Origin of the sequence: Streptomyces sp. BoleA5, assembly GCF_000373665.1 — a bacterium.
Classification (GTDB): domain Bacteria; phylum Actinomycetota; class Actinomycetes; order Streptomycetales; family Streptomycetaceae; genus Actinacidiphila.
The window spans coordinates 18,779-45,415 of sequence record NZ_KB892090.1 but is presented as its reverse complement, the minus strand read 5'-3'; the positions used below and the strand labels follow the sequence as shown (position 1 = coordinate 45,415).

Annotated in this window: 21 protein-coding genes and 1 pseudogene; 16 read left to right on the top strand and 6 right to left on the bottom strand. The window is 72.4% G+C overall.

What is annotated here, in order from left to right; translation table 11 throughout:
• Nucleotides 1-58: 58 nt before the first annotated feature.
• The 14 genes from B085_RS0100200 (at nucleotide 59) to B085_RS0100135 (ending at nucleotide 18,406) form a co-directional block, all read left to right on the top strand.
• Complete coding sequence (locus B085_RS0100200) at nucleotides 59-1,117, top strand: mechanosensitive ion channel family protein (protein ID WP_018556533.1); 1,059 nt, start codon at nucleotides 59-61, stop codon at nucleotides 1,115-1,117.
• A gap of 323 nt (nucleotides 1,118-1,440) precedes the next feature.
• Nucleotides 1,441-2,607: an ROK family transcriptional regulator gene (locus B085_RS0100195; protein WP_018556532.1), complete on the top strand. Its 1,167-nt coding sequence runs from the start codon at nucleotides 1,441-1,443 to the stop codon at nucleotides 2,605-2,607.
• Nucleotides 2,608-2,721: 114 nt separating this feature from the next.
• Complete coding sequence (locus tag B085_RS0100190; protein ID WP_018556531.1) at nucleotides 2,722-4,059, top strand: ABC transporter substrate-binding protein; 1,338 nt, start codon at nucleotides 2,722-2,724, stop codon at nucleotides 4,057-4,059.
• The gene (locus B085_RS0100185; RefSeq protein WP_018556530.1) at nucleotides 4,059-5,006 is read left to right on the top strand and encodes a carbohydrate ABC transporter permease; all 948 of its coding nucleotides are present in this window, start codon (nucleotides 4,059-4,061) and stop codon (nucleotides 5,004-5,006) included. Before B085_RS0100190 ends, B085_RS0100185 begins: the two co-directional genes overlap by 1 nt.
• A gap of 5 nt (nucleotides 5,007-5,011) precedes the next feature.
• Nucleotides 5,012-5,917 (top strand): carbohydrate ABC transporter permease, encoded by a 906-nt coding sequence (locus B085_RS0100180; protein ID WP_018556529.1) that lies wholly within the window; start codon nucleotides 5,012-5,014, stop codon nucleotides 5,915-5,917.
• Entirely contained in the window at nucleotides 5,914-7,176 is a 1,263-nt protein-coding gene (locus B085_RS0100175) for a 6-phospho-beta-glucosidase (RefSeq protein WP_018556528.1), read from the top strand. Before B085_RS0100180 ends, B085_RS0100175 begins: the two co-directional genes overlap by 4 nt.
• Complete coding sequence (locus B085_RS0100170) at nucleotides 7,167-8,183, top strand: N-acetylglucosamine kinase (RefSeq protein WP_018556527.1); 1,017 nt, start codon at nucleotides 7,167-7,169, stop codon at nucleotides 8,181-8,183. Before B085_RS0100175 ends, B085_RS0100170 begins: the two co-directional genes overlap by 10 nt.
• Nucleotides 8,184-8,544: 361 nt before the next feature.
• Nucleotides 8,545-9,804, top strand: a complete 1,260-nt coding sequence (locus B085_RS0100165) for a hypothetical protein (protein WP_018556526.1) — start codon at nucleotides 8,545-8,547, stop codon at nucleotides 9,802-9,804.
• A 17-nt stretch (nucleotides 9,805-9,821) separates the two neighbouring features.
• Nucleotides 9,822-10,838 carry a glutamate ABC transporter substrate-binding protein gene (locus B085_RS0100160; protein WP_018556525.1) on the top strand — a complete coding sequence of 339 codons (1,017 nt, stop codon included), beginning with the start codon at nucleotides 9,822-9,824 and terminating at the stop codon, nucleotides 10,836-10,838.
• A gap of 38 nt (nucleotides 10,839-10,876) precedes the next feature.
• Entirely contained in the window at nucleotides 10,877-12,163 is a 1,287-nt protein-coding gene (locus tag B085_RS0100155; protein ID WP_018556524.1) for a hypothetical protein, read from the top strand.
• Nucleotides 12,160-14,775, top strand: coding sequence for a serine/threonine-protein kinase (locus tag B085_RS0100150; RefSeq protein ID WP_018556523.1), 2,616 nt, complete (start codon nucleotides 12,160-12,162; stop codon nucleotides 14,773-14,775). The genes B085_RS0100155 and B085_RS0100150 overlap by 4 nt, the downstream gene beginning before the upstream one ends.
• 5 nt (nucleotides 14,776-14,780) lie before the next feature.
• Nucleotides 14,781-15,968, top strand: coding sequence for a PP2C family serine/threonine-protein phosphatase (locus B085_RS0100145; protein ID WP_018556522.1), 1,188 nt, complete (start codon nucleotides 14,781-14,783; stop codon nucleotides 15,966-15,968).
• Between the two features lie 53 nt (nucleotides 15,969-16,021).
• The gene (locus B085_RS0100140) at nucleotides 16,022-17,383 is read left to right on the top strand and encodes a vWA domain-containing protein (protein WP_018556521.1); all 1,362 of its coding nucleotides are present in this window, start codon (nucleotides 16,022-16,024) and stop codon (nucleotides 17,381-17,383) included.
• A 99-nt stretch (nucleotides 17,384-17,482) separates the two neighbouring features.
• Nucleotides 17,483-18,406 carry an FHA domain-containing protein gene (locus tag B085_RS0100135; RefSeq protein WP_018556520.1) on the top strand — a complete coding sequence of 308 codons (924 nt, stop codon included), beginning with the start codon at nucleotides 17,483-17,485 and terminating at the stop codon, nucleotides 18,404-18,406.
• On the opposite strand, the gene B085_RS40755 is transcribed toward B085_RS0100135, so the two are convergent.
• Nucleotides 18,387-19,538 (bottom strand): methyltransferase domain-containing protein, encoded by a 1,152-nt coding sequence (locus B085_RS40755; protein ID WP_018556519.1) that lies wholly within the window; start codon nucleotides 19,536-19,538, stop codon nucleotides 18,387-18,389. The two genes, B085_RS0100135 and B085_RS40755, sit on opposite strands and share 20 nt — an antisense overlap.
• A 62-nt stretch (nucleotides 19,539-19,600) precedes the next feature.
• Between B085_RS40755 and B085_RS0100125 the strand changes: the two genes are divergently transcribed.
• Nucleotides 19,601-20,005, top strand: a complete 405-nt coding sequence (locus B085_RS0100125; protein WP_026250523.1) for a globin — start codon at nucleotides 19,601-19,603, stop codon at nucleotides 20,003-20,005.
• 137 nt (nucleotides 20,006-20,142) lie between these two features.
• Here B085_RS0100125 and B085_RS0100120 read toward each other — a convergent pair whose 3' ends face one another.
• From B085_RS0100120 to ettA, 3 genes are read right to left on the bottom strand one after another with little or no spacing between them, the layout of a single operon-like run.
• Complete coding sequence (locus B085_RS0100120; protein WP_018556517.1) at nucleotides 20,143-20,838, bottom strand: hypothetical protein; 696 nt, start codon at nucleotides 20,836-20,838, stop codon at nucleotides 20,143-20,145.
• Nucleotides 20,835-21,287: an acyl-CoA thioesterase gene (locus tag B085_RS0100115; RefSeq protein ID WP_018556516.1), complete on the bottom strand. Its 453-nt coding sequence runs from the start codon at nucleotides 21,285-21,287 to the stop codon at nucleotides 20,835-20,837. Before B085_RS0100115 ends, B085_RS0100120 begins: the two co-directional genes overlap by 4 nt.
• Nucleotides 21,288-21,294: 7 nt before the next feature.
• Nucleotides 21,295-22,959 (bottom strand): energy-dependent translational throttle protein EttA, encoded by a 1,665-nt coding sequence (gene ettA / locus B085_RS0100110; RefSeq protein WP_018556515.1) that lies wholly within the window; start codon nucleotides 22,957-22,959, stop codon nucleotides 21,295-21,297.
• Between the two features lie 175 nt (nucleotides 22,960-23,134).
• Here ettA and B085_RS51810 point away from each other — a divergent pair.
• Nucleotides 23,135-24,389 (top strand): annotated as a pseudogene (locus B085_RS51810) (Tn3 family transposase); the annotation flags it as partial.
• A 331-nt stretch (nucleotides 24,390-24,720) separates the two neighbouring features.
• On the opposite strand, the gene B085_RS0100095 reads toward B085_RS51810, so the two are convergent.
• Nucleotides 24,721-25,470, bottom strand: a complete 750-nt coding sequence (locus B085_RS0100095; RefSeq protein WP_026250522.1) for an SDR family oxidoreductase — start codon at nucleotides 25,468-25,470, stop codon at nucleotides 24,721-24,723.
• A 159-nt stretch (nucleotides 25,471-25,629) separates the two neighbouring features.
• Nucleotides 25,630-26,535: an AraC family transcriptional regulator gene (locus B085_RS0100090; protein ID WP_018556511.1), complete on the bottom strand. Its 906-nt coding sequence runs from the start codon at nucleotides 26,533-26,535 to the stop codon at nucleotides 25,630-25,632.
• Nucleotides 26,536-26,637 lie beyond the last annotated feature (102 nt).

Sequence of the window (26,637 nt, the reverse complement as noted above, 5' to 3'; positions counted from 1 at the left end):
GGACACATCGCCTCCCCCGTTAGTGTGGGAAGCCTGCCCAACCCGGAGGTTTCCGCCCGTGTCCCCATCGCCGTCCACCGCCACGACGATCGACGACGCCCAGAAGAGCGCGACCGACGCCGCCGACTACATCAGCCAGAACTGGGCGGACTGGCTGTCCGCCGGGCTGCGCATCCTGCTGATCCTGGTGATCGCGCTGGTTCTGCGGTCGGTGGTCCGTCGCATGATCACCAAGTTCATCGAACGCATGAACCGCGGCGCCGAGGTCGCGGCGACGAGCGCGCTGGGCGGACTGCTGGTCAACGCCGAGCGCCGGCGGCAGCGCAGCGAGGCGATCGGCTCGGTACTGCGCAGCGTGGCCTCGTTCGTGATCATGGGGACGGCGGCGCTGACCGTGCTGTCCGTGCTGAAGATCAACCTGGCTCCGCTGCTGGCCAGCGCGGGTGTGGCCGGTGTGGCCATCGGCTTCGGCGCGCGGAACCTGGTGACCGACTTCCTCTCCGGCGTCTTCATGATCCTGGAGGACCAGTACGGCGTCGGGGACGTCATCGACGCGGGCGTCGCCAGCGGCACCGTGGTCGAGGTCGGACTGCGCGTGACCAAGCTGCGCGGCGACAACGGCGAGATCTGGTACATCCGCAACGGCGAGGTCAAGCGGATCGGCAACCTCAGCCAGGGCTGGGCCACGGCGGTGGTGGACGTCCAGGTCGGCTACGGGGAGGACCTGGACCGGGCCCGCGCGGTGATCGAGGAGGCCGCGGCGGCGATGGCCAAGGACCAGCCGTGGGACGAGGTGCTCTGGGAGCCGGTCCAGGTGCTGGGCCTGGAGTCGGTGACCGCGGACTCGGTCCTGATCCAGGCGCAGGTCAAGACCATGCCGGGCAAGTCGGCGGCGGTCGCGCGGGAGCTGCGCTGGCGCATCAAGCGGGCCTTCGACGCGGCCGGGATCGCGATCGTCGGCGGCACCCCGCAGGCGGTGGAGGAGGACGAGGCGGCCGACCCCTCGGCCGCCGTCGCCCCGCCGTCGGCACTCGCCAACCCCGCTTCCCCGCAGGCCCTGGCGGCCCAGCCGCTGACCCCCGCGCAGGCGTCCTCCCAGCCGAGCACGCTCAAGTAGCGAACGCCGCCCTCCAGGGGCGTCGGGCACCGCCCGGCGCCCCTTTTCCGTGTCCCGGCGCGGCCGGTAACGCTTTGGCGCCGACCTCGCGAACCGCCCTTGACGCTCCGGCCCCGGGCGCCTACCTTGCCTTTCACCAACAGGAAGGTTTCCTAACTACCAACAGGGGGCACACCCGCCCCCCTGACCCCACCCAGCCCACCAGGCCCGTGCCGTAGCCTGCGGCGCGAGCCGTCACGACGAGGGAGGACGAGACCGTGGCCGGTACCCCCGGAAGCCCAGGCACACCTGGCACCCCCGGCACACCGCGCGTACTGCGGGCGATGAACGACCGTGCCGCGCTCGACCTGCTCATCGAACACGGCCCGCTCTCCCGGACCCGGATCGGCAAGCTCACCGGCCTGTCGAAGCCCACCGCCTCCCAGCTGCTCGCCCGCCTCGAGGCGGCCGGGCTGGTCCTGGCCACCGGCACGACCGCAGGCCGCCCGGGCCCCAACGCACAGCTGTACGCGGTCAACCCCGCCGCCGCGTACGTCGCCGGCCTCGACGTGACGACCGAGCGCATCCGTGCCGCCGTCGCCGACATCACCGGCCGGGTGGCCGGCGGGTTCGAGCTCGCCACCCCCGGCCGCGGCCGGCGCGGGCAGGGCGGCGCCGTCGAACAGGTCGTCCAGGCCGTCGACGGCGCGGTCAAGGCGGCCGGACTCCACCGCACCGACCTGCACCGGATCGTCGTCGGCACCCCCGGCGCCTTCGACCCCAGCACCGGCCGGCTGCGCTACGCCAGCCATCTCCCCGGCTGGCACTCCCCCACCCTGCTGGACGAGCTGGCCGCCGCCCTGCCCGTCCCCCTGGAGTACGACAACGACGTGAACCTCGCAGCCGTCGCCGAGCAGCGGCTCGGAGCCGCCCGGGAGCACGACGACTTCGTCCTGCTGTGGAACGAGGAGGGCATCGGCGCGGCCATCGTGATCGGCGGCCGGCTGCACCGCGGCTGGACCGGCGGCGCCGGCGAGGTCGGCTTCATGCCGGTGCCGGGGACCCCCCTGGTCCGGCACGTCGCCAAGGCCAACGCCGGCGGCTTCCAGGAACTGGCGGGCTGCAACGCGGTGCTGCGCGTCGCCCGGGAACTGGGGCTGACCGTACCGCGGGGCACGCAGGCCGAGGGCGCCTCGGCGCTGCTCGCCGCGGCGGCGGGGACCGGCGAGGGCGCGCACGCGGAACTCCTGAGGCGCTTCGCCACCGGGCTCGCCGTCGGGCTGGCCTCGCTGGTGACCGTCCTCGACCCCGAACTGATCGTCCTGGCCGGCGGGGTGATCGCCGCGGGCGGGGAGCCGCTGCGCTCCCTGGTCCAGTCCGAGCTGGCCGAACTGGCCGTGCCCCGGCCCCGGCTGGTGCTCGGCGGCGTACCGGACGACCCCGTCCTGTCCGGCGCGCTGCAGAGCGCCCTCGCCACCACCCGCGACGAGGTGTTCGACACCTCCCGCTGAACCCGACAGCCCACCCATCCCACCCACCCGCACACACAGCGGACGGTCCCACCCGGGCCGCTCCGCCGGTCTCGCACACCCTCGAACCGCCCGAAGTCCCCCGGAGGAAGCGAAGTGTCCGGTTCCACCAAGACGGCCGCGGCCGCCGTCGCGGCCGCCGCCGCGATAACCCTGCTGACGAGCGCGTGCACGGGCTCCGCCAACAACAGCGCAGGCGACGACCCCACCAAGGACGTGACCATCACCTTCTGGCACGGCTGGTCCGCGCCGAGCGAGGTGAAGGCGATCGACGCCAACGTCAAGGCCTTCGAGAAGGCCCACCCCAACATCCACGTCAAGGTGCAGGGCAACATCACCGACGACAAGATCAACCAGGCGCTGCGGGCCGGCGGCCCCAACGCCCCGGACGTCGTCTCCTCCTTCACCACCGACAACGTCGGCAAGTTCTGCTCGTCCAACGCCTTCGCCGACCTGGACCCGTTCCTGAAGAAGGCCGGCATCGACCCGGCCGCCACGTTCCCCAAGCCGATGCTGGAGTACACCCAGTTCGAGGGGAAGCGCTGCACCCTGCCGCTGCTCGGCGACGCCTACGGCCTCTACTACAACAAGGACGCCTTCAAGGCCGCCGGGATCGCCTCCCCGCCCAAGACGCTCTCGGAGTTCAAGGCCGACGCGGTCAAGCTCACCAAGAGCAAGGGCGACTCCTACTCCCAGCTCGGCTTCATGCCGAACTTCCACGGCTACGAGTCCACCACCACGCACCTGGCCGCGCAGTGGGGCGCGAAGTACTTCGACGCCGACGGAAAGTCGAACGTCGCCAAGGACCCCGGTTTCACAGCCATGTTCACCTGGCAGCAGGACATGGTGAAGGCGCTCGGCGGCTTCGGGAAACTGGAGAAGTACCGGTCGGGCTTCGGTGACGAGTGGGGCGCCAAGAACCCCTTCCACACCGGCCAGGTGGCCATGGCCATCGACGGCGAATGGCGGGCCGGCATGGCGAAGGAGGCGGGCACGAAGTTCGAGGTCGGCGTCGCGCCCTTCCCCGTACCGGACGACCAGGCGGACACCTACGGCAAGGGCTACCTGTCGGGCACGATCATCGGCGTCGCCAACACCAGCGCCAAGAAGAACGCCGCCTGGGAACTGGTGAAGTACATGGCCACCGACACCGACGCGGTGGTGAGCTTCGCCAACGCCATCCACAACGTGCCGTCCACGCTCGCCGCACTCAAGTCCCCGGACCTGGACGCCGATCCGCTCTTCCGCACCTTCGTGGAGATCGCGCAGAACCCGGACAGCACCACCACTCCCGCCAGCGTCAACGGCGGCACCTACCAGCTGACCCTCCAGGACTTCGGCTACGCCTACGAGGCCGGCAAGCAGAGCGACCTGGCCGCGGGTCTCAGGGGCGTCGACGAGCAGGTCGACAAGGACATCGCGCAGGCCCGTTGATGAGCGCCGTCCACCCGATGCTGAGAGCGAAGCGCCGCCGCGAGGCGCTTCGCATCCTCGCCTTCATGTCGCCCTGGATCATCGGCTTCGGCGTCTTCTTCGCCTACCCGCTGGTCTCGACCGTCTACTTCTCCTTCATGAAGTACGACGGGTTCGCCGCCCCGACCTGGAACGGTGTCAGGAACTGGTCGTACGTCTTCAACGACTACCCGTTCTTCTGGCCCGCGCTGCGCAACACGCTGTGGCTGGTCGTGGTCATGGTCAGCCTGCGGGTCGTGTTCGGTCTGGGGATCGGACTGCTGATCACGAAGATCAAGACCGGTGCGGGGCTCTTCCGCACCGCGTTCTACCTGCCCTACCTGGCCCCGCCGGTGGCCGCGACGATGGCCTTCGCCTTCCTCCTCAACCCCGGCACCGGGCCGGTCAACCACCTGCTGGGCAGCGTCGGGCTGCCGACGCCCGGCTGGTTCAACGACCCGGCGTGGTCCAAGCCCGCCCTCACGCTGCTGGCGCTGTGGGGCATCGGCGACCTCATGGTCATCTTCATGGCCGCGCTGCTCGACGTGCCCAAGGAGCAGTACGAGGCCGCCGAGCTGGACGGCGCCGGCCCCTGGGCGAGGTTCCGCTACGTCACGCTGCCGAACATCTCCCCCATCCTGATGTTCGCCGTCGTGACCGGCGTGATCCAGACGATGCAGTACTACACACAGCCCCTGGTCGCGGGGAAGGTCGCCAGCGGCGTCATCGGCGGCTCCGGCCAGCAGTTCGAGCCGGGCTACCCCGAGAAGTCCACGCTGACCCTGCCGCAGCTGGTCTACAACCTCGGCTTCCAGCGCTTCGACACCGGCTCGGCCTGTGTGATCGCCCTCGTGCTCTTCGCGCTCGCCATGGCATTCACCGCGCTCCTCATGCGCCGCCGCAGCGGCTTCCTGACGGCGGAGGACTGACGCCCATGACCACCCACGCCACCCTCGCCCCCTCCGCCACGGCGCCCGCCACCGGTCTCCCCTCCGGTGCGCGGCGCGCCGCGGCCCGCAAGGCGGCGCTGCACTGGATCGCGGTGCACGCCCTCGGCATCGCCGCCGCGCTCTTCTTCGTCCTGCCCTTCGTCTTCGTCTTCCTCACCGCGGTGATGAGCGACAGCCAGGCCCTCACCCGCGACCTGTGGCCCAGGACCTGGGAGTGGGGCAACTTCGGCACCGTCTGGGACACCCCGGGATTCCTCACCTGGTGGCGCAACACCCTGCTGTACGCGGGCCTCGGCACAGTGCTGACCGTCGTCTCCAGTACGCCGGTCGCCTACGCGCTGGCCAAGTTCCGCTTCCGCGGCCGCAACCTGTCGATGATGCTCGTGGTCTCCACGATGATGCTGCCCCCGCAGGTCGTCATCGTGCCCATGTACCTGTTCTGGGCGAAGCAGCTGCACCTGTCGGGCACGCTGTGGCCGCTGATCATCCCGATGGCCTTCGGCGACGCCTTCAGCATCTTCCTGCTGCGGCAGTTCCTGCTGACCATCCCCAAGGAGTACACGGACGCGGCGAGGGTCGACGGCTGCGGCGAACTGCGCACGATGCTGCGCGTCGTGCTGCCGATGGCGAAGCCGGCCATCGCGGCGGTGGCGCTGTTCCAGTTCTTCTACTGCTGGAACGACTACTTCGGCCCGCAGATCTACGCGAGCGAGAACCCGGCGGCCTGGACCCTCAGCTACGGCCTGGAGTCGTTCAAGGGCGCCCACCACACCAACTGGAACCTGACGATGGCCGCGACGGTGCTGGTCATGGCACCCGTGATCGTCGTCTTCTTCTTCGCGCAAAAGGCCTTCATCGAAGGCGTGACGTTGACGGGAGTCAAAGGATGAAGCTGGCGGTCGTGGGCGGCGGGTCCACGTACACCCCGGAACTCATCGACGGGTTCGCCCGGTTGCGGCAGACGCTGCCGGTCGAGGAGCTGGTGCTGGTGGACCCGGCCGAGGACCGGCTGCGGCTGGTCGGCGGGCTCGCCCGGCGGATCTTCGCCCGGCAGGGCCACCCCGGCACCGTGACCACCACCTCCGACCTGGACGCGGGCGTGGCCGGGGCCGACGCCGTGCTGCTGCAACTGCGCGTCGGCGGCCAGGCCGCCCGGGCGCAGGACGAGGCCTGGCCGCTGGAGTGCGGCTGCGTCGGCCAGGAGACCACCGGCGCGGGCGGCCTCGCCAAGGCGCTGCGCACGGTACCGGTGGTACTGGACATCGCCGAGCGGGTCCGCCGGGCCGCCCCCGACGCCTGGATCATCGACTTCACCAACCCGGTCGGCATCGTGACGCGCGCGCTGCTGCAGGCCGGCCACCGGGCCGTCGGGCTGTGCAACGTCGCGATCGGCTTCCAGCGCAGGTTCGCCGGGCTGCTCGGCGTGACGCCCGAGCAGGTCCACCTGGACCATGTCGGCCTCAACCACCTCACCTGGGAGCGCGGTGTCCGGATCGGCGGTCCGGAGGGCGAGGACGTCCTGCCGAAGCTGCTCGCCGAGCACGCCGACGGCATCGCCGGCGACCTCCACCTGCCCCGCGCGGTGCTGGACCGGCTGGGCGTGGTGCCCTCGTACTACCTGCGCTACTACTACGCCCACGACGAGGTCGTGCGGGAGATGCGGACCAAGCCCTCCCGGGCCGCCGAGGTGGCGGCCATCGAGGCGGAACTGCTGCGGATGTACGGGGACGAGACCCTCGACGAGAAGCCGGAGCTGCTCTCCCGGCGCGGCGGGGCCTTCTACTCCGAGGCCGCCGTGGCACTCGCCTCCTCGCTGCTGCGGGACACCGGCGACGTCCAGGTCGTCAACACCCTCAACAACGGCACCCTCCCCTTCCTCCCCGACGACGCCGTCATCGAGGTGCCGGCCACCGTGGACGCGAACGGAACGCACCCGCTGCCCGTCGCGCCCCTGGACCCGCTGTTCGGCGGACTGGTCGCGAACGTCACCGCCTACGAGGACCTGGCGCTGACCGCCGCCGTGCACGGCGGCCGCGACCGGGTCTTCAAGGCCCTGCTGTCGCACCCCCTCGTCGGCCAGTACGAGTACGCCGAGGCCCTGACCGACCGTCTGATCGCGCACAACCGGGAGCACCTCGCGTGGGCCTGAACCCTCTCGTCGCCGACGGCGTGCTCGCCGTCGACGCCGGCAACAGCAAGACCGACGTGGCCCTGGTCGCCGCCGACGGGACGGTGCTCGGCACCGCCCGCGGCGGCGGGTTCCAGCCGCAGATCGTCGGCACCGAGGCGGCGGTCGAGGTGGTCGCGCGCATCGTGGAGCGGGCCGCGGACGCCGCGGGCCTGTCCCCGCGGCCCGGCGAGCCGCTGGTGCGGCACGTCTCCGCGTGCCTGGCCAACGCCGACCTGCCCGTAGAGGAGCAGGAGCTCGAACTCGCCGTGCACGCCCGCGGCTGGGGCGAGGGCACCCGTGTCGCCAACGACACCTTCGCGCTGCTGCGCGCGGGCGTCGACGGGCCGCGCGGGGTCGCCGTGGTGTGCGGCGCGGGCATCAACTGCGCGGGCATGCTCCCGGACGGCCGCACGGCCCGCTTCCCGGCCATCGGCCACCTCTCCGGCGACTGGGGCGGCGGGGCGGGTCTGGCCGACGAGGCCCTGTGGTGGGCGGCGCGCGCCGAGGACGGCCGCGGCGGCGCCACGGCGCTGGCCGCCGCGCTGCCCGCGCACTTCGGGCTGACCTCGATGTACGCGCTGATCGAGGCGGTGCACCTGGGCCGCATCCCGGTCTCCCGCAAGCACGAGCTGACGCCGGTCCTCTTCGCCACCGCGCAGGCCGGCGACCCGGTCGCCCGGGCGATCGTGGAGCGGCAGGCCGAGGAGATCGTGGTCATGGCCACGGTCGCGCTGCGCCGGCTCGGCCTCCTCGACGAGGAGACCGACGTCGTCCTGGGAGGCGGTGTGCTGGCCGCCCGTCACCCCCTGCTGGTGGACTCCGTGACCGCCCTGCTGGCCGCGGCGGCGCCGAAGGCCGTCCCCAAGGTGGTCACCTCGCCGCCGGTGCTGGGCGCCGCCCTGCTGGGCCTGGACCGCACCGGAGCGGCGGCCGAGGCGCACGCGCGGCTGCGGGCGCACTACGAATCGGTGGGCTCCGTGTCGTGACCGGCGCGCACGCCGGGGGAACCGAACACGCTCCCCCGTGCGTGGTGACCTGCGAGGGGGCGGCACGCGGGGGAGGCCCCACGGGCGGCGGTCGGACCGTGTCGGACGGCAAGATCCACGCAATTCGTGGGTGGATGTCTGTGACGAGGGTCATACTGCTGGTCATGGGCTCGTCGCGCGTACGCGCGGGCGAACGAGTCGGGGGGAGGGCCGGCAGGTGACACGGACGCCGACGGAGACGGAGTCGCCGACGGTGCGGGGGGACACGCCCGCACCCGGCGGCAGACGGCCACGGGCGTGGGTGGAGCAACCACGCGCGTGGCGGGCCGCGGCCACCACCGAACCTGGCAGGCTGCGCGTCATGGGTGCGCTGCTGGCCCTGCTCGTCGTCGCCTTCGGCGCGGTGACGGCGTGGCAGATCACCGAGCGCTCGGCCGCGGCCGACGACGTGATCCACCACAGCGAGCCGCTGAGCGCCCGCGCCGCGGACATCTACCGCTCGCTCGCCGACGCGGACGCCACCGCCGCCGGCGGCTTCCTCGCCGGCGGCGACGACCCGGAACGGGACCGCGAGCGGTACGCGAAGGACATCGAGATCGCCTCGCGCAACATCGCCGAAGCGGCGGCCAGTTCCGAGGACTCCGCCCAGGCGCGGGCCCGACTGGAGCGGCTGAACCAGCGGTTGTCGGTGTACACCGGCCTGGTCGAGCGGGCCCGCGCCAACAACCGCCAGGGCTTCCCGGTCGGCGGGGCGTACCTGCGGCGCGCGAACAGGATGATGAACAAGGAGATCCTTCCGGACGCCAAGCAGTTGTGGACGATCGAGACCGCGCGGCTGGGCGAGGACTACAAGGACGCCAAGGCCCTGCCGCTGGCCGCCTGGGCGCTCGGCGTCGTCGCGCTGGGCGCGCTGGTGTGGGCGCAGCGGCGCTCGTACCGGCGCACCCACCGGGTGTTCAACCCGGGCATGGTGGCGGGCACGGTGGCCACCGCGGTGGTTCTGCTGTGGCTGGTCGCCGGGCACGGCGTCGCCCGCGCGAAGCTGGACGACTCCTATGCGCACGGCGCGCAGTCGCTGCAGGTCCTCAACGAGGCCCGGATCCAGACCCTGCAGGCCCGGGGCAACGAGAACCTGACGCTCGTGGCCCGCGGCGGCGGGGACACCTACAGCGCCGCCTACGACAAGCAACTGCAGGGCCTGGCGGGCACGGACGCCGACGGGAGGACGGGCCTGCTGGCGCAGGCGCTCGGCCTCGCCGACGACGACAAGGGCCGCACGAGCATCACGTCCGCGATGGAGGCCGCGAAGGCCTGGTGGGGACTGCACGGCGAGGCCCGCGAGAAGGACGACGAGGGCAACTACCTGGACGCCGTCGCCCAGACGATCGGCGGCACGTACGAGAACGGCAAGCGGCCCGAGCAGTACACCGGCTTCTGCTTCGACCAGGTCGACAACCACCTCGCGGATGCCGTCGACCACGAGCAGCGGGAGTTCGAACAGGCCGCCGCCGACGGGCGCGGCGCGCTGGGCGGGCTGGTACCGGGAGCCGCGGCTCTGGCGGTGCTCGGCGCCGCGGGCGCGGTGCTCGGCATCGGGCGCCGGCTGTCGGAGTACCGGTGAGCGGGAGGAGGCCGCTGATGGGACGCGAGGAGCGTGGGTGGCGCGTGCGGGGCTGGGCGACCGTGGTCTCGGCGGCAGCGCTGGTCGCGGCCGCGGCGGCCGGCGCCGTGCTGCCGCTGCAGGACGGCGGGGACGGGGACGGCGGGCCGCGGGCCCGGGCGACGGACACCGCGGCACCGGCCGCCGCGCCGGGGAGGGCCTCGGCGGACGACGACTGCGGCGGGCACCCGGAGGCGAGCCTGCGGCCGTCCTCCGCGAGCGGTCCGGCGGTCGAGCGCATCAAGAAGCGCGGCAAACTGGTCATCGGGGTGGACCAGAACGGCTATCGCTGGAGCTACCGCGACCCGGTCTCCCGGAAGATCGTGGGCTTCGACATCGACCTGGCCAAGGCCATCGCCAAGGACATCCTCGGCAGTGAGGACGCCATCCTCTACAAGACCGTGCCGACCGCCAAGCGCTTCGAGGCCGTCAACCACCGCGACGTGGACCTGCTGGTGCGCACCGTGAGCATCACCTGCGAACGGATCAAGGAGAAGCACATCGCCTTCTCCACCGCCTACTTCAAGGCGGGGCAGCAACTGCTGGTCCCCCGCCAGGGTTCGGCGATCAAGGGGTTCGACTCCTCCGTGGAGGGGAAACGGATCTGCGTCGCCGAGGGGAGCACCGCTCAGGCCGAGCTGGACAAGGAGAAGGAGCGGCTGCGGCCCCGCGTCCTTCAGGTGGCGAACCAGCTGGACTGCCTGGTGATGCTGCAACTCGGCGAGGCCGACGCGGTCTTCACCGACAACGCGCTCGCCGCCGGCCAGGCCGCCCAGGACCCGGCGGTGCGGCTGGTGGGCAGGCCGGTCACCACCGAGTACTACGGCGTGGCGATGAACGAGCAGGACACCGACCTGGTGCGCCGGGTCAACAAGGTGCTGGAGGACTACCGCAGCGGTGGCCCGGACAGCCGTTGGATGCAGGCGTACCGTACCTGGCTGGAGGCGGACCTTCCCGGCGTCGAAGGGCCGCCGGAACCGCTCTACAAGGACTGACGGCAGCACGGGGACCGGCGGGAGAGAAGGAAGGTGCGATGGCGGTCGCGGGACCATCCGGACCGGCGCTGAGCCGTGAGGACGTCGACCGTGCCCTGGCACGGCTCGGTGACGAGCAGGACGCGATCGAGGCGTCCCTGCTCGCGCTGCAGGAACACTCCGGCCGCAGGCTGCTGGAGGGCGCGGAGCTGAGCGGTGCCACCAAGGAGCGCTGGACGGCCGCCGAGCAGGCGATCTCCCTGCTGTGGGCGCACTTCGACACCTACACCGAGGCCCTGACCACCGCCCGGGGCCTGCGCGGCCGCCGCCGCTGGCCCACCCAGAGCGAACTGCGTGAGCTGACCGAGCTGTTGCGCGGCTCCGGCGTCACCGTCTCCGGCGGCGCCGTGCCGGAGGCGGCGCGGGGCCTGACGGGTCCGGCCCGGCTGAGCGAGCGGATCAGCCTGGAGCAGCTGCTGGCGCGGATGAACGAGTGGTACGCGCAGGTGATGGACGTGGTGTCCGCCGCCGACGCGGTGTGGTCGGCGCTGCCGGCCCGTATCGACCTGCTGATCGCGGAGGCGCAGCGGGTGCGTTCGCTCGCCGAGTCCGTCGGTGTGCGTCCCGGCACCCATCCGTCGGGCGACGACCTCGCGGGGATGCTGGACTCGCTGGCGGCGCTGCGCGCCGAGGTGGTCTCCGACCCGCTCGCCTTCTGGTCCGGCGGCCGGACCGACACCGGGCGCTACGACCGGGCCGGGCGGACCCTGGAGGAGATACGGCGAGAGGTCGAGGCCGTGCTGCACGTCCGCGACGACGCCGACCACCGGCTGATGCGGCTGCGGGACGTCCTGTCGCGCGCCGACCGCACCCTCACCGAGGCGCGCAGCGCCCGGGTGGAGGTGCTCGCCAAGATCGCGGCCTCGGAGGTGCCCGCGGTCAGCGGGGCGCCGGTCGCGCTGCACGAACAGCTCTCCGCGGCCGTCGACTTCCGCAGGAGCGGCCAGTGGCACCGGCTCTCGCCGCTGCTGGACGGCCTGGAACAGCGTGCCGACGAGGAACTGCTGCGCGCCCGCGAGTCGCTGACCGCGGTCACCGCGCCGCTGGCCGTCCGCGCCGAACTGCGCGGCCGGCTGGACGCCTACCGGGCGAAGGTGGCGCGGCACGGCATGGCCGAGGACCCGCTCCTGATGGAGCGGTACGACCACGCGCGGCGTCTGCTGTGGAGCGCGCCGTGCGACCTGCGCGCCGCGGAGAACGCGGTGCTGCGCTACCAGCGGGCCGTCGCCGAATCGCTGGTGCCGGGGCAGGCGGAACCTGCCGACCACAGGGGGGATGCACGATGAACTGCCAGCGTCCGGGGTGCGACGGGACGATCGAGGACGTCGGCGGGGGTGAGCTGTTCTGCGACACGTGCGGCCTGGCGCCGCTCGGCGCGGGGACGGCTGTCGGCCGGGGCGGCGGGGGCGGTGGGGGCTCGTCGCAGCCGTCACGTGCCACCGGGACCGGACCGGGCTCCGCCGCCTCCTCGCGCTCCTCGCGGACCTCGGGCTCGTCCCGCTCCTCGCGCCGTTCGGTGTCCGGACGGCTGTCGCGTTCGCTGAGCGGCGGCACGAGCACCGCCTCCGTGTCGGTGCGCAGTTCGCGCTCCGGCTCCAGCGGCCCTACCCGCGGCAAGCTGGGCGCCGGCCTGGTGAACGTACCGCCCATCCCCCGGCCCGACCCGGCCGCCGCCGTGCTGCAGGACCCGCAGGTCCCCGAGCGGAAGCGGTTCTGCAGCAGGGGCGAATGCGGCGCGCCGGTCGGGCGCGGCCGCGGCGACCACCCCGGGCGCACCGAGGGCTTCTGCACCAAGTGCGGCCACCCGTACTCCTTCACCCCCAAGCTGCGGGCGGGCGACGTGGTGCACGGGCAGTACGAGGTGGTGGGGTGCCTGGCGCACGGCGGCCTGGGCTGGATCTACCTGGCCGTGGACCGCGCGGTCAGCGACCGCTGGGTGGTGCTCAAGGGTCTGCTCGACACCGGCGACGAGGACGCGCTGGCCGCGGCGGTCTCCGAGCGCCGCTTCCTCGCCGAGATCGAGCACCCCAACATCGTGCGGATCTACAACTTCGTCGAGCATCTCGACCCGCGGGGCGGCACCCTCGACGGCTACATCGTCATGGAGTACGTCGGCGGGAAGTCCCTCAAGGAGATCGCCAACGAGCGCCGGGGCCCCGACGGCAGACGCGAGCCGCTCCCCGTCGACCAGGCCATCGCCTACGCCATCGAGGCCCTGGACGCCCTCGGTCACCTGCACAGCCGCAACCTGCTCTACTGCGACTTCAAGGTCGACAACGCCATCCAGACCGAGGACCGGCTGGAGCTCATCGACATGGGCGCCGTCCGCAGGACGGACGACCAGGACAGCCCGATCTACGGGACGGTCGGCTACCAGGCGCCCGAGGTGCCCGAGGTCGGCCCGTCCGTCGCCTCGGACCTGTACACGGTGGCGCGGACGCTGGCCGTGCTCACCTTCGACTTCCAGGGCTACACGAACGTGTTCGTGGACAGCCTGCCGGACCCGGACGGCATCGAGGTCCTCTCCCGTTACGAGTCCTTCTACCGGCTGCTGGTCCGTGCCACCGACCCCGACCCGGGCCGGCGCTTCGCCTCCGCGGAGGAGATGAGCGAGCAGTTGCTGGGCGTGCTGCGCGAGGTCGTGGCGCTCGGCTCGGGCAAGCCGCGGCCCGCGCTGTCCACCCTGTTCGGCCCGGAACTGCGGGTGGTCGACACCCAGTTGATGGCGCCCGCCCAGGACGCCTCCACCCTGGGCGACCGCGCCGCGAACAGCGGGCGCAGGGGCGCCGTGCCGCTCCCGCCCGCCGCGCGCCCGGCCGGCCCCGTGCTGCCCCCGTCGTCGCCGGCGGTGCCCGGCCCCGGCGGGTACGGCGCCGTCGTGCCGGCCTCGCCGTTCACCGTGCCCGCCCAGCGGACCGCCCCGGCGATCCCCGCGAACCCGGCGGCCGGGCGGGCCGTCTCGACCCTCGACGTGCGGGCGGCGGCGCTCTCGCTGCCCGTGCCGCACGTCGACCCCGCCGACCCCAACGCCGGTTTCCTGGCCGGTCTCGCGGCGGCCGCCCCGTCGGAGCTGGTGGCCGCCCTCCAGGCGGCGCCGGTGCAGTCCCCCGAGCTGCGGCTGCGCAGGGTGCGCGCCCGGCTCGACAGCGACGACGCGCCCTCCGCCGTCGAGGAGCTGCGGAGACTCCAGGAGGAGCATCCCGACGACTGGCGCGTGGTGTGGCACCGCGGCCTGACCGCGCTGGTCACCCGCGACGACGGGACCGCCGCGCTGTCCTTCGACGCGGTCTACGACGCCTTCCCCGGCGAACCCGCCCCCAAGCTGGCGCTGGGCGTCTGCGCCGAGGTGCTGGGTCAGCTGGACAACGCCGCCGAGTACTACCGGCTCGTGTGGACCACCGACCAGAGCTACGTGAGCGCGGCCTTCGGCCTGGCCCGCGTGCTGCTCGCCGCCGGCGACCGGGCGGGCTCGGTGGCCGCCCTGGAGTCGGTCCCCGAGTCCTCGATCCACTACACGGCCGCGCGGGTGGCTGCCGTTCGCGCCCGGCTGCGCGGACGCGCCCCGCAGGAGCCGCTCCTGGACGACCTGCGGGCCGCGGCCCGGCAGGTCGAGGACCTGCAGCGGCTGGGCCTCGACACACGGCTGCGCGAGCAGCTCTCCACCGAGGTGCTGGGCAGCGCGCTGGACTGGGTGCTGGCCGGGCAGCAGGGCGCGGCCGGGGTCCCGTCCGCGCAATCCGCCACGCCCGGGCTCCTGGGCCGGGACCTGGACGAACGGGGGCTGCGCTTCGGCCTGGAACACTCGTACCGGGTACTGGCCCGGCTCGCCGACCAGGGCCGCACAAGGATCGAACTGGTGGAGCGCGCCAACCGCCTCCGCCCCCGGACGTGGGTGTAACCGCCATGCCGCACCAGACCGTTTGCCCGGAGTGCAGCGAGCCTCTGGAACCCGACGACAAGTTCTGCGGCGTCTGCGGCGCCGACCTGTCCGCGCCCAGGCAACCGGACGCGTACGAACTGGCGCCGCCCGACCCCGCCGCCGTACCCGAACCGCCGGGCGGTGAGCCGGAGTCGTACGAGCTGGCCCCGCCGGGCAGGGACACCGACACCCTCCCCTTCGGCCTGGGCACCGCCGACCTGCCCCGGACGCGCATCACCGATCCCCGGCTGGACCCGGCCGCGGGCGGGGCGCCGGCGTCCTCGCCGCGGTGCGTCGCCTGCGGGATGGGCGACGTCGACCCGGACGGCTACTGCGAGCACTGCGGGCACGCGCAGCCCCGGCCGCGCGACCACCAGGAGCAGGAGCTCGACGGGGTGGCCGCCGTGACCGACCGGGGCCTGCGGCACCACCGCAACGAGGACGCCTTCGCGCTGGCCACGACCGCGCTGCCCGACGGCACGCCCGCAGTCGTCGCCGTGGTGTGCGACGGGGTGTCCTCCGCGTACCGTCCCGACGACGCCTCGGAGGCGGCGGCGGGCACCGCGAGCGGCTCCCTCGTACGGTCCCTGGCCCGCGGCACCCGCCCCGAGGAGGCGATGCGCGACGCACTGCTCGTGGCGGCCCAGGCGGTGACGGACCTGGCGGCCGAGACCCCCGAGGAGGAGGCCCGGCGCCACCACAACGCGCCCGCGTGCACCTGCGTCAGCGCGATCACCTCCGGAAAGACCTTCACCGTGGGCTGGATCGGGGACAGCCGCGCCTACTGGATCCCCGACGACCGCTCCGCGCCCGCCTCCCGGCTGACCGAGGACGACTCGTGGGCCGAACGCATGGTGTCGATGGGCCTGATGACGCAGGCCGAGGCGTACGCGGACGAGCGGGCCCACGCCATCACCGGCTGGCTCGGCGCGGACGCCGTGGAACTGGACCCGCACACCGCTTCCTTCGAACCGGACGAACCGGGTGTGGTGGTGGTGTGCACCGACGGACTGTGGAACTACGCGGAGTCGGCGGCGGAACTGGCCTCCGTGGTGCCCGAGGACGCCCGCACCCGGCCCCTGCACTGCGCCCGCACCCTGGTCGGGGTCGCCATCGACGGCGGCGGCCACGACAACATCACCGTCGCCGTGCTGCCGTTCCCGGCCGCGTGACCTCTCCCTGATGCTCTCTTCCGAAGGTTGAACAAGCGCAAGGAGCGCACCCGATGGCCAACATCTCGAAGTCGAACGTGCCGCAGTTCTCCGTCGACATCTACCAGAACGAGTTCCTGCCGGAGGGCGGGCGCGAGGTCAACGCCATCGTCACCGTGACCTCGACCGGCGGAGGCACCACCGGCGGGCTGCCGCTGGCCACGCACGGGCCCGCAGACGTGCCGGGCTCCGGGGCGGGCTCCGCGGCCGGGGCCGCCGTGGTGATCATGGTGGACTGCTCGGGCTCCATGGACTACCCGCCGACCAAGATGCGCAGCGCCCGCGAGGCGACCGCCGCCGCGATCGACACCATCCGCGACGGCGTCGCCTTCGCCGTGGTCGCCGGCACCCACGTGGCCAAGGAGGTCTATCCGGGGAACGGCGGGGTCGCCGTCGCCGGCCCGGCCACCCGGCACCAGGCCAAGGAGGCGCTGCGCAGGCTCAGTTCGGGCGGCGGGACCGCGATCGGTACCTGGCTGCGGCTGGCCGACCGGCTGCTGTCCACGGCCGAGGTGTCCATACGGCACGGCATCCTGCTCACCGACGGCCGCAACGAGCACGAGAAGCCGGAGCAGTTGCGCGCCGCGCTGGAGTCCTGCGCGGGCCGCTTCACCTGCGACGCGCGCGGCGTCGGCACCGACTGGGAGGTCAAGGAGCTGACCGGGATCGCCTCCGCGCTGCTCGGCACGGTGGACATCGTCGCCGACCCCTCGGGCCTGGAGGCGGACTTCCGGCGGATGATGGAGACCGCGATGGGCAAGGAGGTCGCCGACGTGGCCCTGCGCGTGTGGACCCCGCAGGGCGCGGAGATCCAGTACGTCAAGCAGGTCGCGCCGACCGTCGAGGACCTCACCGCCCGCCGCACCGAGGCCGGTCCGCGCGCCGGCGACTACCCGACGGGCTCCTGGGGCGACGAGTCGCGCGACTACCACGTCAACGTGGTCGTACCGGCGGCCGGTGTCGGCCAGGAGATGCTCGCGGCCCGGATCTCCCTCGTCCTGCCGCAGCCTGACGGCACGTCGCGCGTGCTGGGCCAGGGGCTGGTACGGGCGCTGTGGACGGACGACATGGCGGCCTCGACGCGGATCAACCCGCAGGTCGCCCACTACACCGGGCAGGCGGAGCTGGCTCAGGTCATCCAGCAGGGGCTGGAGGCCCGCAAGCAGGGCGACCTCGACTCCGCGACCGCCAAACTCGGCCGGGCGGTTCAGCTGGCCAGCGCGTCCGGCAACGACGACACCGCCAAGCTGCTGGCCAAGGTCGTGGACGTGGTGGACGCGGCGACGGGTACTGTGCGGCTGAAGGCCCGGGTGGCCGACGCCGACGAGATGACCCTCGAGACACGTTCGACGAAGACCGTCCGTGTGAAGAAATAGAGCAGCGGGACACAGCGGGGCAGAGGGGGAGAGAGCGACATGTCGACTTGCCCGAACGGTCACCAGTCCGCGACGGACGACTGGTGCGAGGTGTGCGGAATGCGCATGTCCGCGCCACCGTCCCCCTCCGTCCCCGCCTCGCCGTCGCCACCGTCCACGTACGCCGCGCCGGGTCCGCCACCGCCCCCGCCGCCCTACTCCAGCGGCTATTCCCCCGGCTACTCACCCGGTTACGAGTCCGCCTACGACCCGGCCTACGACCCCGGCTACGGCCGTGGTCAGGGCGGCTTCGGCTACGACCCGGACGCCACCGCGGCCGCGGAGCCCTGCCCCGACTGCGGTACTCCGCGCGAGGGCTACGCCCAGTTCTGCGAGGAGTGCCGCTACGACTTCGTCACCCAGGCCGGGACGACCTTCGTCCCGCCGGCGCGGCCCTCCTCCCCCGGCTACCCGCCGGACGGGCCGCCGTACCAGCGCTACGAGTCGCAGCTGTCCCGCCCGTCGCAGATCAACCGCCCGGCGGAGCCGCTGGCCCCGGAGTCGGTGACCTCCGGCTCGGGCGACTTCCTGCTCACCCCGCCGAGCCTGCCGGACCCCGGCGCCGGGCAGGCGGGCCCGCGCACCTGGACCGCCGTGATCGCCGCCGACCGGGAGTACTTCACCGGGATGATGGCCCGCAGCGGCCCGGAGGCGCGCGGGCTGTACTTCCCGTCGTACTCCCCCGAGCAGCGGATGCCGCTGGCGGGCCCGCAGGTCACCGTCGGCCGCCGCCGGCACAGCACGGGCGTGGCCCCCGACATCGACCTGTCCCGGGCGCCGGAGGACCCCGGGGTCTCCCACAAGCACGCCGTGCTGGTGGAGCAGCCCGACGGCAGCTGGTCGGTGGTGGACCAGGGCTCGACCAACGGCACCACGGTCAACGGCGGCGAGGACCCCATCGACCCCTTCGTGCCCGTCCCACTGACGGACGGCGACCGCGTCCACGTCGGCGCCTGGACGACGATCACGATCGTCCGCGACTGACCGCGGCCGTTCCCGGCACGGGCGGCAGCTCCCAGCGGTGCGGCCCGTCCGGGCGGTCCAGCCAGGTCCACTGGCGGCCGTCCGCCACACTCATGCCGAAGCGGTCACGGGGCGGCCGGCCCTCGTCGCACCACAGGCCGTACGCCTCCTCGACGGACGCCCACAGGTCGCGCGGCCCGGAGAGCCGGACGGTGCCGTCCCGGGCGGCGTGCGCGACGGAGCCGTCGGCGGCGGTGACCGTGGGGCCGCCGGCGGTCCAGTGGACCTCGGCGTCCCCGGCGTACAGGCCGAGCAGGAAGCGGAACAGCTCGTTCTCCAGAACCCTCGGCGGCGTGTCGCCGGCACGGCTGCGCCCGCCGGCGATGCAGGCGCCGGCGGTCTCCCGGCGCGGGGCCGCGCCTGCGCCCCGCAGCGAGACGAAGTAGGCGGGGGTGTGCAGGAAGCGCCCCTCGGCCCGCTCCGGGCCCGTCACGCGCAACGCGATCAGCCCGGCCGCGAAGGGCGCGAGGATCAGCCCGCCGGGCCGGCACTGCCGCGGCCACGCCTGCGGCACCGACGGCAGCTCGCAGGTGGCGACGATCCGGTCGTACGGCGCGCGCTCCGGGCAGCCCCGCGCCCCGTCCCCGGTGACCACGGTCACCGGACGCCCGGCCGCGACCAGGTGCGCGCGTGCGGCCTCGGTGATCTCCGCGTCGAGGTCCACCGTGGTCACCGCGCCGGCGCCCAGGCGGTGCGCCAGCAGGGCCGCGTTGTACCCGGTCCCGGCGCCGATCTCCAGCACCCGCTGCCCGTCCTCCACCCCCAGCGCCTCCAGCATGGCGGCCATCAGCGAGGGCTGGCTGCTGGAGGAGACCGGCTCCCCGCCCCGGACCAGGGTGATCAGCGGCACATCGGCGTAGGCCCCGGACAGCCAGCGGGACCGGCCGCGCGGGTCGGGGTCGTCGGCCGACAGCCGCGTGAACCCTCCGTCCGAGCGGGGCCGGTGGTAGACGGGCACGAACAGATGCCTCGGGACCTCCTCGAACGCCGCCCGCCACCGCGGGTCCGCCGGCCCGCCGGCCGCCGCGATCCGGCGCACCAGCCGGGCCCGCAGCGGAACCGCGGCCGCCGCGTACCGGTCGCCATCCGTCATATGACCACTCTGCGACGGTGACCCCCTCCGGACAACGCGGGCCGTCTGAGAACATGGAGGGCGTGAACGAGATCCCGCAGGGCACCGTGGAGCAGCAGACGTTCTTCGAGGCGGTCGGCGGCGAGCCGACCTTCCGGCGGCTCGTCCGCCGCTTCTACGAGGGCGTCGCCGAGGACCCGCTCCTGCGCCCCATGTACCCGGAGGAGGACCTCGGCCCCGCTGAGGACCGCATGCGGCTGTTCCTCATGCAGTACTGGGGCGGCCCCCGCACGTACAGCGAGAACCGCGGCCACCCCCGGCTGCGGATGCGCCACGCACCCTTCCGCGTCGACCAGGCCGCGCACGACGCGTGGCTGCTGCACATGCGCGCCGCGGTCGACGAGCTCGGCCTGGAGCCCGACCTCGAGCGGCAGCTGTGGGACTACCTGGTGTACGCGGCGGCGTCGATGGTGAACACCGCGGGCTGATTCCGTCGCCCGGATGTGTCACCATCCGCGACTGCACCCGCACGGAACGTGTCCCCCTGAGCGTTCTTGTGCGCCCTCGACGGGTGGTCAGGGGGACGGGTGACGATCAACCGGCGCTCGGCAGCCGCGTTCCGGAGTCAGCGGACCGGGCTGACCGACAGCCCCGGCAGGCCGCGCCGCACGGCGACCGAGCCGTACGGCGTGCGCAGCCGCAGCCACGGTCCCGCGGCGAGCAGCAGCACCGCGGGCTGCTCGGCGGTGCGCGGCGCGGGGACGGCCGTGCGCACCGGGCGGAGGAAGCCCAGCGCGTGGGCGGCGTGCACCACCCGCAGCGGCAGTCCGGTGGCGCCGAGCCGCCGGGACCAGATGTCGTCGGCGATGGCGTCGAGCTCGGCGCGGGTGCGGCTCTCGGGCCGCAGCGCCTCGCTGCGGTCGCGGAACTCGCTCACCGCGGCCGCGGCCACCGCGCGAACGTCCTCCGCGGACGGCAGTCCCGGTACCTGCTCCCAGCCGCCGCGCGGCGGGAGCAGCCCGGCCCAGGCCGGACCGGTGACGGCCGGGGGCACGGCGACCGTGCCCGTCACGTCGTCGATGCCGTCGAGCAACTGCCCGGCGGAGACCGTCGAGTCCAGGTCGCCGGCGGCCCCGTCGAGCTCGGCGGTACGGACGGCCAGGACCCCGCCGCCGAACGGCGGCTGCCCGAACACGGCGAGCACCGTGCCCGAGGCGCGCAGCCGGACGACGGCGGCCTTGTCCCAGCGGAGCAGCCGGGCCAGGAAGGCGGCGAAACCGTCCGCCTCCCTGGCGTCGACGAGTCGCAGGGGTGCCGTCATGCAGCGACTGCCCCCTCGCCGGCGGCGCCGGAGTCGCTCGCGCTGTCGTCGAAGTACCCCTCGAGGAAGGACCGCTCCTCCGCCGTGATCCGGCGCGGCCGGCCCTTCTCGAGGTTGTACGGCACCACGACCGTGGCGGCGCGCACATAGACCGCCTCCGCGTCCTTGACCTCGTACGCGACGGTCAGGGAGGCAGCGGTCACCTTGGTCACCCACGTCTCGACGGTGACCGGCTCGTGCCGGTGCACCAGCGGGCGCAGATAGTCGATCTCGTGGCGGGCGACGACCGACCCGCCGGTGAACGACTCGCTGCCCTCCCCGGGCGCCAGCCGGAACATGAAGTCGATCCGGGCCTCCTCCAGGTAGCGGAGGAAGACCACGTTGTTGACGTGCCCGAAGGCGTCCATGTCCGACCAGCGCAGCGGGCAGCGGTAGATGTGACGCGCCATCTGCCGATCAGCCCCGGGTGAGCTTCTTGTAGGTGGCGCGGTGCGGCCGGGCCGCGTCGGCGCCGAGCCGCTCGATCTTGTTCTTCTCGTAGGACTCGAAGTTGCCCTCGAACCAGAACCACTTGGACTCGCCCTCGTAGGCGAGGATGTGGGTGGCCACCCGGTCCAGGAACCAGCGGTCGTGGGAGACGACGACGGCGCAGCCGGGGAAGTCCAGCAGCGCGTTCTCCAGCGAGGACAGGGTCTCGACGTCGAGGTCGTTCGTCGGCTCGTCGAGGAGCAGCAGATTGCCGCCCTGCTTGAGGGTGAGCGCCAGGTTGAGGCGGTTGCGCTCGCCGCCGGACAGGATGCCGGCCGGCTTCTGCTGGTCCGGGCCCTTGAAGCCGAAGGCGCTGACGTACGCGCGGGACGGCATCTCGACCTGGCCCACGTTGATGTAGTCCAGCTCGTCCGACACGACCGCCCAGAGGGTCTTCTTGGGGTCGATGTTGGCGCGGGTCTGGTCCACGTAGGAGATCTTGACCGTCTCGCCGACCTTGATCGACCCGGAGTCCGGGGCCTCCAGGCCCTGGATCATCTTGAAGAGCGTGGTCTTGCCGGCGCCGTTGGGGCCGATGACGCCCACGATGCCGTTGCGCGGCAGCGTGAAGGACAGGTCGTCGATGAGGACCTTCTCGCCGAACGCCTTGGAGAGGTTGTTCACCTCGACCACGATGTTGCCCAGACGCGGGCCCGGCGGGATCTGGATCTCCTCGAAGTCGAGCTTGCGCATCTTCTCGGCTTCGGCGGCCATCTCCTCGTAACGGGCGAGGCGGGCCTTGGACTTGGCCTGGCGGCCCTTGGCGTTGGAGCGGACCCACTCCAGCTCGTCCTTGAGCCGCTTGGCGCGCTTGGCGTCCTTCTGGCCCTCGACCTTCAGACGCGACTGCTTGGTCTCCAGGTACGTGGAGTAGTTGCCCTGGTACGGGTAGGCGCGGCCGCGGTCGAGCTCGAGGATCCACTCGGCGACGTTGTCCAGGAAGTACCGGTCGTGGGTGATCGCCACGACGGTACCCGCGTACTTGGCCAGGTGCTGCTCCAGCCACTGCACGGACTCGGCGTCCAGGTGGTTGGTGGGCTCGTCGAGGAGCAGCAGGTCGGGGGCCTCCAGCAGCAGCTTGCAGAGCGCGACGCGGCGCTTCTCACCACCGGAGAGGTTGACCACGGGCCAGTCGCCGGGCGGGCAGCCGAGGGCGTCCATCGCCTGCTCCAGCTGGGCGTCCAGGTCCCAGGCGTTGGCGTGGTCCAGTTCCTCCTGCAGCTTGCCCATCTCGTCGAGCAGCGCGTCGGAGTAGTCGGTCGCCATCAGCTCGGCGATCTCGTTGAACCGGTCCAGCTTGGCCTTCACCGGGCCCACACCGTCCTGGACGTTCTCCAGCACGGTCTTGGACTCGTCCAGCGGGGGCTCCTGCAGCAGGATGCCGACCGAGTATCCGGGCGAGATGTACGCGTCACCGTTGGACGGCTGCTCCAGACCCGCCATGATCTTGAGCACCGTGGACTTACCGGCACCGTTGGGTCCCACGACACCGATCTTCGCGCCGGGCAGGAAGTTCAGGGTGACGTCGTCGAGGATCACCTTGTCGCCGTGCGCCTTGCGCGTCTTGCGCATGGTGTAGATGAACTCAGCCAAGAGAAACCGTCCGGCATTCGATGTGTGGGCAGATACACCCCATCTTGCCAGCCGTCCACCCCCGGGCGGAAACGAGTACCCGGGCGACCTCGCTCACGCCCGCGACCTGGGCCCGGGCCCGGGCCGTCCCGTTCCTGTCGTCGTCTGTCGCTGTCCGTCGACGCGGGCCATCCTCGAGATCGGCACGTCGCTGCTGGTCGGCTCGTGGCGGCGCCTCGTGCTGGCGGCGCCGCACCTGGAGGCGGGCACGGTGGACTGGAAGGCGTACGTGTTCTGCGTGCTGGAATCCTTCCACCGGCTGCTGCGCCGGCGGGAGGTGTTCGCCAAGAACTCCTCGAAGTGGGGCGACCCGCGAGCGAAGCTGCTGGACGGCGAGGCGTGGGAGCAGGTCCGCCCGACCGTGCTGGCCTCTTTGAACCTGCCCGGCGAGGCGGGTGAGCACCTGGCGGCGCGGGCCGCGCTGCTGGACGGCACGTACCGGGAGGTCGCCGGGCGGGTGCCAGCGACCTCCCAGATCGTGTTCGACGACGACGGCCGCCTCCATTTCGCCGCCCTGGAGCCGGAGCCCGAACTCGCCTCCCTGATCGACCTGCGGAAGGCGGTGGAGGCGATGATGCCCCGCGTCGACCTGCCGGAGGCCCTGCTGGAGGTGTTCTCGTGGACTGGCGCCGACCAGGCGTTCACCTCGATCACCGGCGGCGAGGCCAGGCTGAAGGACCTGCACGTGACGGTCGCCGCGCTGCTGGTCGCGCACGGCTGCAACGTCGGCTACACGCCAGTCATCGGCGGGATCGACGAGCTGAAGTACGGCAGGTTGTCCCACGTTGACCAGACGTATCTGCGCCTTCCAGGAAGCGGCCCGCGGCCGGGTCGACCTCACTCGGATCGAACGCCAGTGGGAGGTCATCCTGCGCATCATCGGCTCCGTCCACACCGGCGCCGTGCGCGCGTACGACGTGATCCGGATGCTGTCGAGGGACGGGCGGCCGACCCCGCTGGGAGACGCGATCGCGCACTACGGGCGGATCGCCAAGAGCCTGCACATCCTGCGCCTGGCCGACGAACCCGGCTACCGCCGCCAGATCAGGGCGCAGGCCAACCTCCAGGAGGGCCGCCACTCCCTCGCCCGGAAGATCTTCCACGGCCGTTCCGGACAGCTCTACCAGCGCTACCAGGACGGCATGGAGGACCAGATCGGCGCGCTGGGCCTGGTCCTGAACGCCGTCGTCCTCTTCAACACCCGGTACATGGACGCCGCCGTGAACCAGCTGCGCGCGGACGGGTTCGACGTGCGCGACGAGGACGTCGCCCGCCTTTCCCCGTTCGTGCGGCAGCACATCAACATGCTCGGCCGGTACTCGTTCAAGCTGCCCGAGCTGCCCGGCGGGATGCGCCCGCTGCGTGACAAGGACGCCACCGACGACGAGTGACGTCATACGAATGGTTGTCGTGGTCGCCACCATCTTGACCTAGGCGTCTGCGCTGGCCAGGCCCCGGAGAGGGGTACGGGAGCCGTCACACCGGCCGGAGCTGTTACGGCTTCGCGGATCCGTTCGGCGGCCCAGCGTGCCCGGTACGCCTTCTGTCGGCAGGCGGGCCGGCGTCCCGGCGGTGACCGTGGCCCAGGGCGAACTGGTCCGGCTTCTCGTCGTTGCTCAGGTTCCCGTTTGCCGGGGTGAGCGCACGACGGCGAGCCGACCCGTGCGTGGGGGCGGGGCCAGCTCCTGGTATTAGTGCGGCGTGACCTCGCCTGCTGGCTGATCACTTCGCCTGAGAGAGCGAGACCGCGTCAGGGCCGGCGGGGAATCGCAGCTGGCCCGTCGTGTCGTGCACGGCTCGCCACACTGTCTCGGCGACGTCGCTCTCCTTGGTGAACAGGTCCTGGCCCGTGAAGTCGCCCATGGCCTTCTTCGCCCATGGCGCATAGGGCGCCGGGACCAGCTCGTCCAGCGAGGCGCCCTTCGTCGCGTTGGCCGCGAAGTTCGTCGTCAGGCAGGCGCCCGGCTCGACCGTCTTCGCCCGCACACCGAACGGCGCGAGCTCGAGCGCGAGGGAGGCGGTGAACCCCTCGATGGCCATCTTGCTCGCCTTGTAGACGGCCGAGAGCGGCATGTGCCCCAGCACCACGCTCGAGGTCACGTTCACCACCACGCCGGAGCCACGCTCGCGGAACTGGGGCAGCACCGCCTGCGTCATCGCCATCACGCCGAACGTGTTGGTCTCGAAGACCTCCCGCACTCGGGCCATGGGGGTGCCCTCGAACACGCTGATCGAGGGCACGCCCGCGTTGTTGACCAGGACATCGATGGGGCCCTCGGCCTCGAACGCGGCGGTGATGCTCTCGGGCCTGGTCACGTCGAGCTCGATGACGCGGAGCCGGTCCGACTCAGGAAGGACGCCTGGACGCGGCGTCCGCATTGTGGCGATGACGTTCCACCCCTGCGAGTGGAAGTAGAGGGCGGTCTCCCGCCCGTACCCGGATGAGGTACCAGTGATCAGAACTGTCTTCATGTTGTGCCCCTTTGCGATGTGGTGGGATCCATACGGGTAGGCAGGCATTTTCCTGCTCCACGGGAGAACCGGTGATCCCATTGAATCGCTCTGACCTGCGCAGATAGTAGAACTATCCTCGCTACTCCTTGCACGATCCTCCAGTAAAGCCCACCCAGGTCAGGGCAGGAGACCTGCCGGCGCACGCACGGCCTGACGCAGGCGGGCGGCGTCCTGGCTGGGGGGCGCGCCGAACTGGCGGCGGTACTCCCGGCTGAACTGCGACGGGTTGTCGTAGCCGACGCGGTGGCCGACTCCGGTGACGTCTCCGGGGTGGGTGGCAAGCAGCAGCCGGGCCTCCTGGAGCCGGATCTGCTTCTGGAACTGGATGGGGCTCATCGCGGTCACCGCTTGGAAGTTACGGTAGAAGGCGGAGACGCCCATGCCGGACTGCCGCGCCACGTCCTCGACCCGGAAGGGCTGCGCGTAGTGCTCGCGGATCCACCGCACGGCCCGCGAGATGTGGCTGAGGCTGCTGTCGGCCAGGCCGAGCTGGCGAACCGTCGCACCCTGCTCGCCGGTGATCAGACGCCACAGGATCTCGCGCTTGACCAGCGGGGCCAGTACGGCCCGGTCACGGGGCTCGTCGAGCAGGCGCAACAGCCGAACCACCGCGTCCAGCAGCGCGGCCGGAGCGTCACTGACGGCGATCCCCGACGGCGCGCCCCCGCTGCTCCGGGGGGCGTCTCCGGGCCCGGCCTCAAGCAACAGCTCGGCAACGGCGGACGGTTCCAGGACGAGACCGAACCCCAGCGCCGGCTGCTTGGGGTCGGCCTGGGTGAACTGCCCTGTGACCGGCAGATCGACGGATGCAACCAGGTACTGCCCGGGCCCGTACTCGAACACCCTCTCACCCAGGGCGAGGCGTTTGGCGCCCTGCGCGATGACCGCCAGGAGCGTGCCGGACATCGAAGGCGCCGGCGGATCAGGGCGGTCGACCTTCGAGATGAGGACGCCGTCGACGGCGGTGGTCCAGTCGGGCCGCGCATGGCGGGCCAGCAGGGTGCGGAGTTCTTCGAGGTACATGCGTCCATTGCAGCACCATTCCGTGCCGCGGTTCCCAAAGCCGCGAGGATCGTGCAAGTACGAACGAGTATCGGTCTAACGTTTCCGCAGGTCAACCCGCTT